This is a genomic window from Anaerocolumna jejuensis DSM 15929 (genome assembly GCF_900142215.1).
GTDB lineage: Bacteria > Bacillota > Clostridia > Lachnospirales > Lachnospiraceae > Anaerocolumna > Anaerocolumna jejuensis.
Genome location: NZ_FRAC01000008.1, coordinates 60,740 through 75,666 on the forward strand (window position 1 = coordinate 60,740; position 14,927 = coordinate 75,666).

The following is a 14,927-nucleotide window of genomic DNA, read 5'->3' on the forward strand; positions in this document are numbered from 1 at the left end:
CACTATTTGCCGATTTCAAGACCTTTTAACGCCATGCTTTTGATGGAATTAAAAGCTGTTATATTCGCTTCATAAGCCCTGGATGCATCAATCATATTTGCCATTTCAGTAACAGTATTTACATTTGGATAAGTAACATAGCCTTCTTCATTTGCATCTGGATGGGAAGGATCGTAAACTACCTTCATAGGTGTTTTGTCATCGGCCTTAATTTCTGTGACCTTAACCCCCGAGCCGGCCTTTTCACTCATCTTCCCTCCAAGGACTTGTGCAAAGGGCGTTGTATTTCTCTCTTCAAAAACCAGAATCTTGCGCTTATATGGATTTCCATCTTCATCCCTGGTCGTATTCACATTGGCAATGTTCTGTGATATAACATCCATTCGAAGCCTTTGTGCTGTCATACCGCTTGCGCTTATATTCATTGCATCAATAACGGACATTTATTATTCTCCTCCTAATTATTGGATAATGCTAATCTTATTCTGCTGAATTCATGTGTAATAGATTCCAGTATGGCATTATTATTAATTACGTTTTCTCCCATATTTGCTGATTCAGTATCTACATCAACATTATTACCGTCAAGTCTGTAGCTTAAAGATGTGTTATCTTTATAAATGGTAGGCTCTATTGACTGTAAATTCACTCCTGCAACTTTTTGGTCCAGCGTTCCGTGACCCTGTTTCAAAGCATCCGCTAAATATGTCTGAAATTCAATATCCTGTCTTTTATACCCCGGAGTACTGACATTGGCAAGATTGTTAGCCAATAACTTACCTCTAGTCCAAGTAGCATCTGCTGCTTTATTTAGTATGTTTACATAGTTAAACACATCTGAATTAATCATACTTACACTCCTTTCATAACTAGATTCAATTATAAATATATTACGACAAAAAAACAAGCTAATTTTTTGAAATTAGTACTATTATATCATATAATGTAAATTATTCGAATATCAGCGCAAATGTATGATATTATGCATAAAATCTTTTATATATTTTGAGAAAATACGACTTTTTCAGGCATTTTTCATTCGACATTTAACATACATCATAAATCCTTTACAAAAACAAAAAGAACTTGCAAATTATTTTAATTTGCAAGTTCAATTCCAACAACTTTAAGGGTAATAGTAATGGAAAAATCAGTCCCTTATTTATTTAATTTTTTCAATTCATCAAATACAACATCATTCAGAACCTTGATATAGGTTCCCTTCATACCGGAAGAACGGGATTCGATAACACCGGCACTTTCAAATTTGCGAAGAGCATTGACAATCACGGATCTGGTGATTCCTACCCTGTCTGCAATCTTGCTAGCGACCAGAATTCCTTCATTTCCTTCCAGCTCCTCGAATATATGGATAATCGCTTCCAACTCAGAAAAGGATAAGGTGCTGATTGCAGATTTTACAATCTGTACTTTACGGTTTTCTTCCGCACTTTCTTCATTCACGGAACGCATCATTTCAAGTCCTACAACTGTTGTTCCGTATTCACTGAGTATAATATCATCTAAATCATATTGCTTCACGCTCTTATACAGGAACAAGGTCCCAAGGCGTTCTCCTGCAATATCAATTGGAATGATAATTGCCTGATAGTTTATATCCGTATCCAATTCAAATCCAAGAGTCAACAGATTGACGTTTTCTTTGGTGGAGAGGATGTTTAGAAGTCTTTCATTTAACATCTGATCAATGTATCCGCCAACGGCATCCTTAATCAGTTCCTTGATTTCCACAATATCGTCCCTGTTCTTGATTCCTAAAACCTTGCCTTTTTTACTTATTACCAGAATATTGGACTCCAGAATCTCGCTTAACACCTCACAGATATCGTTAAAGACTACCTTATGAGAATTGTTATTGTGTAATAGCTTATTAATCTTTCTCGTCTTATCCAGCAATTGTACACTCATAAAATAACCTCCCAGTACCCCCGCTTTTTTACCTGATTTTTCAAAATAACCAGTAATTATTTCACAAAAGATAAGATACCGGTCATTTATATTAGCATTAGATAAATATTAACATACCCTTTTCATAAAAACAATAGTTATTTCTTGTTTTTGACGCACATTTTAATTAAATTTATCTGTTTTTCTTATATTTCTCATTTATTCACAACAATAAACCCACATTTATCATCGGAACAAACCAGGCTGTTTCCTTTTTCTATCAATACTTTACCGCATTTAGGGCATTTCTGATTCGTGGGTTTCTGCCAGGACATAAATTCACATTCCGGATTATCCTCACAGCCATAATACTTCCGGCCTTTTTTCGTCTTGCGGATTACAACGTCCTTTCCACACAGGGGACAGGCAACACCAATCTTTTCAAGATAGGGCTTTGTATTGCGGCATTCCGGAAAACCGGGGCAGGCTAAGAATTTCCCGTGAGGGCCATACTTGATTACCATGTTCCTGCCGCATTCTTCACATATAATATCGGTTTTTTCATCTTCAATCTTGATTTCTTCCAGACTGTCTTTCGCATTTGTGACTGCTTCTTCAAGGTCCGGGTAGAAATTACGCACCACTGTCTTCCAGCCGACGCTGCCGTCTTCTACTTTGTCCAAAAGAGATTCCAGGTTTGCTGTGAAATTCACATCAACTATACTTGAAAATGCCTCTTTCATAATCTTATTCACTACTTCGCCAAGTTCCGTTACATATAGATTCTTATTCTCTTTTACAACATACCTTCTGGCTAATATGGTGGTGATAGTCGGCGAATAGGTACTGGGCCGGCCGATGCCCAATTCTTCCAGTGTCTTAACCAGTGAAGCTTCCGTGTAGTGGGGCGATGCCTGTGTAAAATGCTGGGATGGATTGAATTCCAAAAGCTTGACGGCGGAAGCTTCCGTAATATCCTTTAGCATCGCATTGCTCTCATTTTCTTCCTCTTCGGAATAAACGCTTAAATATCCGTCAAAGACCATTTTGGAAGCAGAGGCACTGAACTTATATCCCTTTGCCTCTAATTTTACATTAATCGTCTCATACCTTGCCGGTGTCATCCGGCTTCCTACAAAACGCTTCCAGATAAGCTGATATAAACGGAACAGATCACGGCTTAAGGATTCCTTTACTATCACAGGGGTAAGGTCCGTATAAGTGGGCCGGATCGCTTCATGGGCATCCTGGATTTTCTTTCCGTTTGTCTTTTTTTCTTCTACTTCCGATTTATAATTGCTGCCATAGGTTTTCTCTATAAAGTCTCTGGCAAAGGCATCCGCTTCTTCAGAAATTCTGATGGAATCTGTTCTTAAATAGGTAATCAGACCTATTGTACCATGTCCCTTAATATCAATACCCTCATACAGCTGCTGTGCCAGCCGCATGGTCTTAGAGGTAGAAAAGTTCAGGGTCTTGGCTGCTTCCTGCTGCAAGGTACTGGTGGTGAAGGGCAGCGGCGGTTTCTTCTGCCTCTCTCCCCTTTTTATTTCTGAGATTTTAAATTCTGCATTTTCAAGCTCTTTAACAATCGTGTTTAATTCTTCTTCCGATGATATATTCTTCTTATCGGAAGAGCCGGTTATGAACTTGGCCACCAGGGGCTTTTTCTCCCCTTCTACCTGAAAGCTTCCTTCCAGGGTCCAATATTCCTCCGGTACGAAGGCATTGATTTCATCTTCCCTGTCACAAATAATACGAAGGGCAACGGACTGTACACGTCCAGCACTTAATCCCCTCTTGACCTTTGCCCACAGCAAAGGGCTGATGCTGTAACCTACCATACGGTCAAGCATTCTTCTGGTCTGCTGGGAATCCACCAGGTCCATATCAATATCCCTTGCCTGTTTTATGGAGGATTTAACAGCATTTTTTGTAATTTCATTAAAAGTTATCCGGCTGCTGGTTTTCTCATCCAGCTTTAAAGTTTTTGTCAAATGCCAGGATATTGCCTCCCCTTCGCGGTCAGGGTCAGTTGCCAGATATATCTTATCTGCTTTTTTTACTTCTTTCCGCAGCTTTGCAAGAAGGTCTCCCTTTCCTCTAATGGTTATATATTTAGGTTCAAAATCATTTTCTATATCAATGCCAAGCTGACTCTTCGGCAAATCTCTGACATGTCCGTTTGAAGCCACTACTTCATAGTTTGCACCTAAAAACTTCTTTATGGTTTTTGCTTTTGCCGGTGATTCCACAATAACTAGATTCATGCGCACTCCCCTATCTGAATTTCCTGTTTCTTATTCTGCCGGAGGGAGAGAAGCATCCTCTCCCTTCCTTATATATCAGTCACATAATAATTTGCTCTGGTTTGTTTAATATAATTCTTATATTCTAATTGAAATAATACCGAAGCTAATGCTCCGATGGACAAATCAGCTTCTTTTGCAATGTCGTTCAAGTGTTTCGGGATACGACTTAAACAAGCATACACTATTTTTTCATTTGCTTCAAGTAATTTATCATTTTTTTTATCATCTTTAGTAATTTTTTTACAGATTTGAATGTAATCTTCCAGGATATCTTCCGGGTTTGTACACAGTTTGGCACCCATTTTAAGGATATTATTGCAGCCGTCACTTAGCACATCCCCCGGCCTTCCCGGTATGGCATAGATATTTTTCCCCTGCTCCAGACCATAGTCCACGGTAATTAAGGAGCCGCTTTTTTCCCTGGCCTCTACTACCAGTATCCCGTCGGAGAGTCCGCTTATAATCCTGTTTCTCATTGGAAAATGATATGCCCGGGGCTGAGTCATAGGCCCATACTCCGACAAAATTCCTCCGCCATTACCGATTTTTAAATAAAGGTTGAAATTCTCAACAGGATAACAAACATCCACACCACAGCCAAGGACAGCGAATGTATCTCCTTCTCCCATTAATGCCCCTTCATGGGCCGCTCCGTCAATACCCGCAGCCATTCCGCTGATTACCCCTGCACCCGCTCTTGCCAATTCCTTTGCAAAGCTCCTTGCCGTTTCCAATCCATAATCGGAACAATTTCTTGCTCCGATTACCGCTATGTTGATTCTGTCTTTTTCCGGCAACTTTCCTTTATAGAATATCCCTAATGGCGGTTCATATATATTTTTTAACTTTTCCGGATACTCCCCGTCCTCTATCGTTACAAAATATATGCCCTTATCCGCCAGTTTAGCATAGCTTTCCTCTACGCAGCCATTCATTCGGCTTATTTTTATCCGTTCAATATCTTTTTCAGTAAGTATCAAAATGCTGGAATAATTCTCTATCTTTTCCTTAAAAGCTGCCTCCGGTGAAGAGAAAAAGGAAAGGATAGCTTCCTTTTTCTTTTGCCCTAATTCTAACATTGCACAAAGCCAATACCAATATTCTTTTTCTGTCATGCCTGTCCCTTTCTTACATTTTCTTTATTTGTTATGGGTAGAAACTATTCCCAGTACTTTTTATCCATGCTGCGGTAGCAGACTGCTTCCGTTAAATGCTTTGCATTGATTCTTTCCTCCCCTTCCAAGTCTGCAATTGTTCTTGCTACCTTTAAGATTCTGTGATAAGCTCTGGCGCTTAAATGAAGCCTGTTATACGCCTCCTCCATGATTTTTTCTTCCTCCTTTTCCAATTTGCAGTAAACGGCCAGCATTTTGGCGCTTAGCTGGGAGTTAAATTGGATGTTTTCCTTTTCATACCGGACATACTGTAGCTCTCTTGCCAGCTTGATACGCTCTCTTATGGAAGCGGAAGTCTCGCCCTTCTCCTGCTTCTTTAATTCCCGGTAGTCTGTCTGAGGTACTTCGATACTGATATCAATTCTGTCCAGGAGGGGCCGGCTGATTTTCCCAAGATAATGCCTTACCTGGGAAAGGGAGCACCTGCATTTATTCCTGTCCGGGTAATACCCGCAGTTACAGGGGTTCATGGCAGCGCAGAGCATAAGATTTGCCGGATACCGGTAGGTTCCGTTGAGCCTTGTGATTGTTATTTCATTTTCTTCCAGTGGCTGTCTTAGAATTTCTATTGTATTGCGGTTAAATTCCGGAAATTCGTCCAGAAACAGGACTCCCAAATGGGCAAGACTGATTTCACCGGGCATTGGAAATCTTCCGCCGCCGGTTAAAGCTGTTGTTGTGATTGTGTGATGGGGTGACCGAAAGGGCCTGTTGCGAATTAAAGACTGATTATTGTCAAGAAGACCGGAAACACTGTATATTTTTGAGATTTCCAAACTCTCCTCAAAGGAAAGCTCCGGAAGAATGGTGGGTATTCTTTTTGCAAGCATGGTTTTCCCGGAACCGGGAGGACCGATCAATAAGATATTGTGCATGCCGCAGGCCGCAATTTCTATGGCCCGTTTGGCTAATTCCTGTCCGACGATATCGGAAAAATCAACCTCATAGGGTTCTTTCCCCGGTTTCAGCTCCTCTTCCTTTAACACACAGGGGTCTATCATCGGACTTCCCTTCAGGAAGCCTGCCAGCTGTACCAGGTTTTCAGCGCCATATACCTCAATGCCCTGAACCACAGCACCTTCCCTTACGTTGCAGGCAGGCACAATACACCTTTTAAAGCCCTGTTCATAGGCCATGTACACAATGGGCAGGACGCCATTGACCTTCTTAATCTCTCCGTTTAAACTCAATTCACCGATAAACAGGGTGCCTTCAAGACTTTCCTCTGTAAGAAATCCAAGAGAAACAAGAACCGAAACTGCAATGGGCAAATCAAAAGCCGTGCCCTCCTTGCGCATATCTGCCGGCGAAAGATTGATGGTTATTCGTTTTGCCGGTAAACGATAACCGGAATTCTTCAAAGAAATGCGGACCCGTTCCCTGGCCTCCCGAACCTCCGAGCCAAGGTAACCTACCAGGTCAAACACTGGCAAGCCGTCACTGATATCTGCTTCTACCGTGACAATCCTGCTTTCGATTCCGTGAACTGCTCCGCTAAAGACTTTACTAAACATTGTGCTCCTTTCCATAACTCTTAAAAGGGAGCATCATCCATGAAGAGTATAACAAAACTGGGGGGGATTTACAAGTGTGACTTTATGTAGGGGAGGGGATTTGGAAGTGGACGATAATTAGGGCTGTATTCCTTCGGGTTTCTCGTTCAGGACTCCAAATTCCACTAAAATGGCAGAAACTATTCCTGGGAAGAGTAAATGATACCAAACTTGCTGCAGCTGTTATCGCAGTGTACTGTTGAGAGCTTCGAACAGTGGTATCATTTTCTCTAGTCATAGTTTCTGCCATTTAAGTGTCATTAAGGAGTCCTTCAATAGAAACCCGAAGGAATACAGCCCTAATTATCTGGGTATTGCAATTGGGTTCTAAATGCATTATATGTATGTAAATTTGAAATTCCCAGATGAATTGGGCTTTCTGTTTAGGCGTTTTGTCTTGAAAGGTTCCTTAATGACACTGAAACGCCGGCAGCTATGACTAGGTAAAGCAGCTCCACTGTCTGAGCACAATACATATTACGTACTTCTCATCCTTCCAGCGAGTTTGGAGCTGCTTTGCCTGCCAGGAATAGCTGCCGGCGTTTCTAGTGGAATAAGGAACCTTGAAAACAAAACGCCTAAACAGAAAGCCCAATTCATCGTCCGCTTCCACAGCCTAATTATCCTATTTCTTAGTATCCAATATCTTTTTCAATTCATCCATAAAGGTATTCACATCCTTAAACTCCCTATAAACCGAAGCAAATCTCACATAAGCCACCGCATCCAGATCCTTTAGCTTATCCATTACGATTTCCCCAATTACGGAGCTTTTGATTTCCTTTTCTTCCATATTAAATATAATCGTTTCCACTTCATCGACCAGTGACTTCATCTGGTCAACGGATATGGGTCTTTTATGGCAGGAACGAAAAACTCCTGCTTCAATTTTGGACCTGTCATAGGGCTCTCTGTTATTATCTTTTTTGATAACTACCAGGGGGATAGCCTCTACCTTTTCATAAGTTGTAAACCGTTTGGAGCATTCATCGCACTGCCGTCTTCTTCTAATGGAGCTTCCGTCATCCGCCGGCCTCGAGTCTATTACTCTTGTATTTTCATCACCGCAAAAAGGGCATCTCATACCATATACCTTATCCTTCCCTCAAAACTGTTCTAATAAATTATTAAGCTATTTTAAATTGATTATATTGAAAGTTATTCCATCGGTCAAGATATTTTATTGTTTCAGTGTACATATATTTAATAATAATGGCATTTTAAGACATAGGAGGGCTGCCGTATGAGACTGTGCGATTTAAAGCAAAAGGAAGTTATTAACTGTAGGGACGGAGAAAGGCTTGGCTATGTCTGCGACCTGGAGTTTGATGTGAATACAGGTATAATTACCCATATCATTGTTCCTGGCCCCTGTAAAATATGGGGTATTATAGGCAGGGACCAGGAGTATATCATTGGCTATAACTGCATTAAGCAGATTGGAGCCGATGTTATTCTGGTTGATATCGATGCCGAAAAGGTTCTGATTAAATCTGCCTATATTTGATTTATACAGCCTTAGGGCTTACAAACGCTGCAGGGCTCATACCCTTCTTCTTTTGCTTTTTTAAGGGAAAAGGACCTGTAATTTCCTTTTAGATACTTACAATCCTTTCTATGGTACTTATTTCCCTTTTCTGTAACATATACCAGCCTGCCGCTGTTATCGGCATCCTTATTTTTATATGTATTTTGAGTTTTTACGGATAAATTTTTACCGTCACTGGTAATGATTATGGTTCCCTGTTTATCTGTGCGGTAGGTCTGCACGTCTTCCTCTTCCAGGCTTGCAAGGGTCGCGCTTGCAGGGTGTCCATAGGTATTGCCTTTGCCTACGGATATTACCGCATAGGTTGGGTCGACTGCTTTTAAGAATTCGGTACAGCTGCTGGTGGAAGAGCCGTGGTGGTTCACCTTTAAGACATCTGCTTCTATGGTTCTTCCGCTTGCAACAAGGTCCTTTTCTGCTACTTCCTCCATATCGCCGGTAAAGAGAAAGGAATTCTTTCCGTTAGTAAGCCTGATTCCCAAAGAGTAATTATTTGCATTATCCCCATAGTCTTTATCAAGAGGTGTAACAAAAGTAAAGGATGCATCACCCAGGGTGTAGCTGTCACCGGCAGTGGGATATGTCTTCTTTATTTTCTTTCTGCTGATTACCTGCAGCAGGTTATCATAAGTGGCGGAACTGTAATCAAAATCACTTAAGAATACCTCTTCAGTATTGCAAGATTGTATCACCTTTGCAATTCCTCCAATATGGTCGCTGTGGGGATGGGTACCTATGATGTATTTTAATTCCTTTATATGCTCACTTGCAATTGCATCTGCTACAGTGTCCCCTTCCTCCACTTCGCCTGCATCAATCAGCATAGCCTCGCCTTTGGATTCTATCAGGATAGAATCCCCTTGCCCGACATCCAGATACATTACCTTCAGAAGGCCGGTATCGGTAACCGTATTGGTTTCCTCAACGGTACATCCGCTTAAAGCAAGAAATAGTAATACCAGGGAAAATAGTTTTAAAAACCTCTTAATTTTACAGTACTTATCAGCGTTGTTCATTATTTTTACCATCCTTTGTTAAAGCAATGCTTTTATAGCTTACTAAAGGTTGGTTAAAAAATCAATACAAAAAAGCACCCCTGCACGACATACGCATGAGTATTTCTTCCCAATTATCTGCATTTGCCAGCGTAGCAAATAGAACTATCACCAGTATATCCTTTAAACAGTGCCTAACCTTCGCCTGCTGACGGCTGTCTTCAATTATTTCAATTCAAGGGGATTGGGAACGGACGATGATTTTGGCTTACCTTTCGTGATTTTCTCGTTCGGGGTTCCGAATTCCACTAAAATGCCGGCAGCTGTTCCTGGCAGGTGAAATTATACCAAACTCGCTGGAAGGCTGTTACAGTGTGAAGCTGTGAGCTCAGACAGTGGTATAATTTTACCTAGGAACAGCTGCCGCCATTTAAGTGTCATTAGGGAACTCCTCAATAGAAAATTACGAAAGGTAAGCCAAAATCATCTGGGGATTGGCAATAAACCCTTGGAAGTTTTTTTGTTGTCTATGTTTTATAGGGTTTAGGAACGGCAAACCCATAAGACTAAATAATGGATATACACAGATGACCAAGGGGGTTGTATTGGCATTTTGTCTCAAGAGGTTCCTTATGACACTTAAGCGGCAGGAAACGTGACTAGGTAAAGCAATGCCACTGTTTGAGCTTGATAACTAACACAGCCCTATTTGTTTCAGCGAGTTTGGCATTGATTTGCCTGCCAGTCACGTTTTCTGCCGCTTTAGTGGAATAAGGGTTCTCGTGTAACAAAAGGTCAATACAACCCCCTTGGTCATCGTCCGGTCCCATAAACTTCCTTTATGCATTTATTTAGTTGTTTTATAATTTATTGACTTAGATAATTCTTCATATTTTTAAGAGCTGATTTTTCAAGTCTTGATACCTGTGCCTGGGAAATACAGATTTCTTTGGCAACCTCCATCTGGGTCTTTCCCTCGTAAAAGCGCAGCTCTATGATTCCTCTTTCTCTTTCTGACAGCTTGGATAGTGCTTCCTTTAATGCTATTTCCTCTACCCAGTTCTCCTCTTTATTCTTTTTATCGCTGACCTGGTCCATGATATAGAGGGTATCACCGCCCTCAGAGTATACGGGTTCATATAAAGAAACCGGGCTTTGGATGGCATCCAGTGCATATACCACATCTTCTTTGGATATTCCGATTTCCTGTGCTATCTCGCAGACCGTGGGTTCCTTATCATTTTTCTTTAATAATGCTTCTTTGGTATATATGGCTTTATAGGCAGTATCCCGCAATGATCTGCTTACCCTTATGCTGTTATTATCCCTGAGATATCTTCTTATTTCTCCAATAATCATAGGAACTGCATAAGTGGAGAATTTTACATTCTGGGTGATATCGAAATTATCGATTGCCTTCATAAGACCAATGCAGCCTATCTGAAATAAATCATCGACATTCTCATTACTGCCTGAAAACCTTTGAATTATACTAAGTACAAGACGCAAATTACCCTTAATATACAATTCTCTTGCCTCTTTATCTCCTTCTAAAATGCGTTTAAACAATTCTTCCTTTTCACTATTGTTCAGTAATGGCAATTTCGATGTATTTACACCACATATTTCTACCTTATAAAGAGCCATATGAAAACCTCCAAATCATTTTTTCGTCATGTATCGTAGTGGCTGTAAACATTTCTTCCACTCATTGCATAAGTAAATGATTTACTATTCTGGTCATCTTTATACGATATATTTAGATGTAATAATTTCCTTTTTTATTAAAACAATATTTTTATTATTCCAAGCGAAGCATTTCTTTTTTCAGCCTTTTAATAATTTTCTTTTCCAGCCGGGATATGTAGGATTGGGATATGCCAAGAAGGTCCGCAACCTCTTTTTGAGTCCTCTCATTGCCATCTTCCGTATTGATTCCAAACCTTAGCTGAACAATAATCCGCTCTCTTTCACTGAGCTTTGACAGTGCCTTTCCCAGAAGCTTTCTGTCCACTTCTTCTTCTATATTGCGGTAGATAACATCTTCTTCTGTTCCAAGAATATCGGATAACAAAAGCTCATTCCCATCCCAGTCTACATTAAGGGGCTCATCAATGGATACCTCCAGTTTTGTTTTATTATTTCTCCTTAGATACATGAGAATTTCATTCTCAATACACCGGGAAGCATAAGTGGCAAGCTTTATATTTTTATCCGGATTATAGGTATTGATGGCTTTGATCAGTCCAATTGTTCCAATGGATATTAAATCCTCCACACCAACACCTGTATTATCAAATTTTTTAGCTATGTATACAACCAGCCTGAGATTATGCTCTACCAGTATTGATTTCGCCTCGGTATCCTCCTCTGTACCAAGGCGGGCTATCTCTTCCGCTTCCCGGACAGCGTCAAGAGGTGCAGGAAGAACTTCCGCTCCGCCGATATAATGAATCTCACCGCGTCCGTTAAACAAAATGCTTCTAAAGTCAGGTATCAACCGAAAAGTAAACTTATTCGGAATTGTTATTTTTAACAGCATGAATCTCTTTCCTCCCTTTCCAACACCAAATGCCCCTTACGTACCGCAGGCCTGCCTGCGATACTATCTGAATAAAAAGTGAAAATTCCCCCTTTAACTATCAAGTGAAAATTTCTCTTTAACTTTCAAGTGAAAATTTCTCTAAATTTTCAAGTGAAAATTTTTTTTTAATTTTCACATAACCTCCTTATGTAAAATGATCTGATAATCCTTACGGACGGATAATTTCTCTCTGCTGACAGCAGCCAGAACCTTTTCCCTGACAGTTTCTTCTCTTTCTTCCCACAGGATGATTTTATCCAGTTCAAAAGCAGGCAGAATTCCGTTCTTCCCAACTGAATGAAAAGGTATCAGCCGTATTGGAAGAAATTCTTCCTGGATGTTGCCCGGGATACTTCCTGAAACATTCTCCTGGAAATTTTCTGAGATATTTCCTTGAACGCTTTCCGGGATATTTCTTTGAACGTTTTCTGAAATCTTTCCCGGATTACATTCATGAATATTTCCTGAAGCTTTTCCTTGGATACTTTCATGAATATTTCCTGAATCTTTTCCCGGGATACTTTCCTGGATATTTCCTGAAGCTTTTCCTTGGATACTTTCATGGATATTTCCTGAAATCTTTCCATGGATACTTCTCCTAAGCTCTTCCCCTTTTAACCCATCAAAAGGTGAACTGCCGCTTTCAAAATCATCGAGTAATTTACGCAACATAGTATTCTGAGAATTCGTCAATAAGGGTTCAATCACCGTATATTCCGTTACAATTACCGGCTTCCCAAAATAAGGATCTCTCAAACAATTGCCGGTATCCATAAATCCCACTGCTCTAACTGTCTTTCCGTTGAATATAAGTTCTGTCTGATAAAACTCTGATCCCTTCCTTTTCAGTTTTCTTAAAAATCTTATAAATATAATCATGGCCGCCAGCGCTGAAACAAAAATGAACAACAGGTATAAATAGCTTTGATTCTTCATAAGATAAAAGCCAAAACTGGTATAGCTGTAAAGACTGTTAAGCAGGCCTCCTAAAAAAAAGGTTGAAATGTAAAGCAGCACCAATGCTTTTACCCTCTCCCTCCAGAACCTTTTTCCAAATGTAATAATTATCATAAGATAACTGAGAAGAAGATAGGCCAGCAGGAACCGTACCAGACGGTTCACTTCAGGTGTCACTGCAAACAAACAGGCCCCGATTGCTCCTGTCACGGCTCCTAAGCATAACCTTAAGAGAGAGCTTGCATACCTCAATATTTTTTTTACCGTAATTAAAAGAAGAAAATCCATGATGAAATTTATTATAAAAATGACATCAACATAGACCTCTAAATACAATGCCACCCCCTCGTTTCTTTTATAATAAATCCTATTATAGCTGTTCCCCTTTATTTAATTTGTCAAAAACTGGTATTTAATCTTAAGTTTTCATTTACCTTCACCTACAATATCCCCTCCTATTCAACGATATAATATGCTTTCCTGTTAGAAAACCATTCAATATGTAAATATTTGGTTATTTGTAAATAAAAAAAGACCTGCACCAGGATTTTACGCCTGATACAGGTCCTTCATTACTTCTTACTATCTATTCTTGATTCATATTATTTTCGTTATGTATCATATTATTTATGATTACGGTTCTTCTGCAAAAACTCCGGTATCTTTATACTTCCCGCATCATTATTTTCCCTTGGATGGTGGTTAAGACTGCTGCCAAAGGAGGAGGGAGGGGTATTATTTGCTGCCGCCACCTGAGACTGTGCTTTCTCATAGGGTGATACCTGGGGCTGGCTGTTAAACTTATAATCCGGCCTGCTCATGGGCTGTTTTAAGAAGCTTGGTCCTTTTGCTTCTGCTCTTCCGGAGCCTGCTGCTCCTTCAAGACCTGTCGCAATGACTGTGATGGTAACATAGTCCGGTGTAGTTTCGTCATACATGGCACCAAATATGATATTGGCCGATTCTCCTGACAGCTCCTGAACCATGGTCGCTGCTTCATTTGCCTCTATAAGGCTGATATCACCGGATATATTAATGATAACGTGGGAAGCTCCCTGGATGGTCGTCTCGAGAAGAGGACTTGTAATAGCCTGATTCACTGCGCTGATACATTTGTCATCTCCTTTTCCGATACCGATACCGATATGGGCAACTCCTTTGTCCTTCATAACAGTCTGGACATCTGCAAAATCCAGATTAATGAGTCCCGGTACATTTATTAAGTCCGTAATGCCCTGAACGCCCTGCTGCAATACCTCATCCGCTTTCTTTAAAGCATCGGGCATTGTAGTACGCCTGTCCACTATCTCCAGCAGTTTATCATTGGGAATTACAATTAAAGTATCCACATGTTCTTTTAAACGCTCAATTCCGCCAAGGGCATTATTCATACGGGCTTTGGCTTCAAATTTGAAGGGCTTGGTCACAATTCCTACCGTAAGAATACCCATGTCCTTTGCTATCTGCGCTACTACGGGAGCAGCTCCTGTTCCTGTTCCGCCGCCCATGCCGCAGGTTACAAATACCATATCAGAACCTTTTATCAGCTCTGTCAGTTCTTCCTTGCTCTCTTCTGCAGCCTGCGCTCCGATTTCGGGCTGTGCTCCTGCTCCAAGTCCTTTTGTAAGCTTTTCTCCAATCTGAATACATTGAGGTGCCTTACAGGTCTTCAAATGCTGCTTGTCCGTATTGACACAAACAAACTCAACTCCTATGATATTTTGTTCAATCATTCTATTTACAGCATTATTTCCTGCACCTCCTACTCCGATTACTAGTATTTTTGCAGTAGATTCTGCTTCACTCGTTCTTATTTCAAGCAAGGTACTTCCTCCTTCACTATACACCAAAAATTATATTAATTATATACGATTCCGCCAACATATTCAATATT

The 14,927-nt window shown here is 40.4% G+C and carries 14 protein-coding genes; 1 reads left to right on the top strand and 13 read right to left on the bottom strand.

The annotated features are described in order from the left end of the window. Positions 1 to 2: 2 nt before the first annotated feature. The 7 genes from flgC to nrdR all read right to left on the bottom strand — a co-directional run bounded on the left by flgC (position 3) and on the right by nrdR (position 8,032). Positions 3 to 443 carry a flagellar basal body rod protein FlgC gene (flgC, locus tag BUB77_RS06460; RefSeq protein ID WP_073274070.1) on the bottom strand — a complete coding sequence of 147 codons (441 nt, stop codon included), beginning with the start codon at positions 441 to 443 and terminating at the stop codon, positions 3 to 5. A 14-nt stretch (positions 444 to 457) separates the two neighbouring features. Beyond that, positions 458 to 850, bottom strand: a complete 393-nt coding sequence (gene flgB, locus BUB77_RS06465) for a flagellar basal body rod protein FlgB (RefSeq protein WP_073274072.1) — start codon at positions 848 to 850, stop codon at positions 458 to 460. Positions 851 to 1,158: 308 nt separating this feature from the next. Continuing rightward, on the bottom strand, positions 1,159 to 1,929 hold the full coding sequence (gene codY, locus BUB77_RS06470; protein WP_073274074.1) for a GTP-sensing pleiotropic transcriptional regulator CodY: 771 nt from the start codon (positions 1,927 to 1,929) through the stop codon (positions 1,159 to 1,161). A 194-nt stretch (positions 1,930 to 2,123) separates the two neighbouring features. Next, positions 2,124 to 4,184: a type I DNA topoisomerase gene (gene topA, locus BUB77_RS06475; protein ID WP_139241126.1), complete on the bottom strand. Its 2,061-nt coding sequence runs from the start codon at positions 4,182 to 4,184 to the stop codon at positions 2,124 to 2,126. 62 nt (positions 4,185 to 4,246) lie between these two features. Then, positions 4,247 to 5,335: a DNA-processing protein DprA gene (gene dprA / locus BUB77_RS06480; RefSeq protein WP_073274078.1), complete on the bottom strand. Its 1,089-nt coding sequence runs from the start codon at positions 5,333 to 5,335 to the stop codon at positions 4,247 to 4,249. A gap of 44 nt (positions 5,336 to 5,379) precedes the next feature. After that, the gene (locus BUB77_RS06485; RefSeq protein ID WP_073274080.1) at positions 5,380 to 6,909 is read right to left on the bottom strand and encodes a YifB family Mg chelatase-like AAA ATPase; all 1,530 of its coding nucleotides are present in this window, start codon (positions 6,907 to 6,909) and stop codon (positions 5,380 to 5,382) included. 664 nt (positions 6,910 to 7,573) lie between these two features. Continuing rightward, positions 7,574 to 8,032, bottom strand: a complete 459-nt coding sequence (gene nrdR, locus BUB77_RS06490; protein ID WP_073274081.1) for a transcriptional regulator NrdR — start codon at positions 8,030 to 8,032, stop codon at positions 7,574 to 7,576. 159 nt (positions 8,033 to 8,191) lie between these two features. On the opposite strand from nrdR, the gene BUB77_RS06495 reads away from it, so the two are divergent. Then, positions 8,192 to 8,455: a PRC-barrel domain-containing protein gene (locus BUB77_RS06495; RefSeq protein ID WP_073274083.1), complete on the top strand. Its 264-nt coding sequence runs from the start codon at positions 8,192 to 8,194 to the stop codon at positions 8,453 to 8,455. 11 nt (positions 8,456 to 8,466) lie between these two features. Here BUB77_RS06495 and BUB77_RS06500 read toward each other — a convergent pair whose 3' ends face one another. From BUB77_RS06500 to ftsZ, 6 genes are all read right to left on the bottom strand, one after another. Then, the gene (locus BUB77_RS06500; RefSeq protein WP_073274085.1) at positions 8,467 to 9,513 is read right to left on the bottom strand and encodes a ComEC/Rec2 family competence protein; all 1,047 of its coding nucleotides are present in this window, start codon (positions 9,511 to 9,513) and stop codon (positions 8,467 to 8,469) included. A 61-nt stretch (positions 9,514 to 9,574) separates the two neighbouring features. Then, positions 9,575 to 9,727 (bottom strand): transposase family protein, encoded by a 153-nt coding sequence (locus BUB77_RS30870; protein WP_334293041.1) that lies wholly within the window; start codon positions 9,725 to 9,727, stop codon positions 9,575 to 9,577. A gap of 632 nt (positions 9,728 to 10,359) precedes the next feature. Continuing rightward, positions 10,360 to 11,139: an RNA polymerase sporulation sigma factor SigG gene (gene sigG / locus BUB77_RS06510; protein ID WP_073274088.1), complete on the bottom strand. Its 780-nt coding sequence runs from the start codon at positions 11,137 to 11,139 to the stop codon at positions 10,360 to 10,362. A 154-nt stretch (positions 11,140 to 11,293) separates the two neighbouring features. Then, positions 11,294 to 12,034: an RNA polymerase sporulation sigma factor SigE gene (gene sigE, locus BUB77_RS06515; protein ID WP_073274090.1), complete on the bottom strand. Its 741-nt coding sequence runs from the start codon at positions 12,032 to 12,034 to the stop codon at positions 11,294 to 11,296. A gap of 174 nt (positions 12,035 to 12,208) precedes the next feature. Beyond that, complete coding sequence (locus BUB77_RS06520; protein WP_073274091.1) at positions 12,209 to 13,369, bottom strand: sigma-E processing peptidase SpoIIGA; 1,161 nt, start codon at positions 13,367 to 13,369, stop codon at positions 12,209 to 12,211. Positions 13,370 to 13,656: 287 nt separating this feature from the next. Continuing rightward, entirely contained in the window at positions 13,657 to 14,856 is a 1,200-nt protein-coding gene (gene ftsZ / locus BUB77_RS06525; protein WP_073274093.1) for a cell division protein FtsZ, read from the bottom strand. Between the last annotated feature and the right edge of the window lie 71 nt (positions 14,857 to 14,927).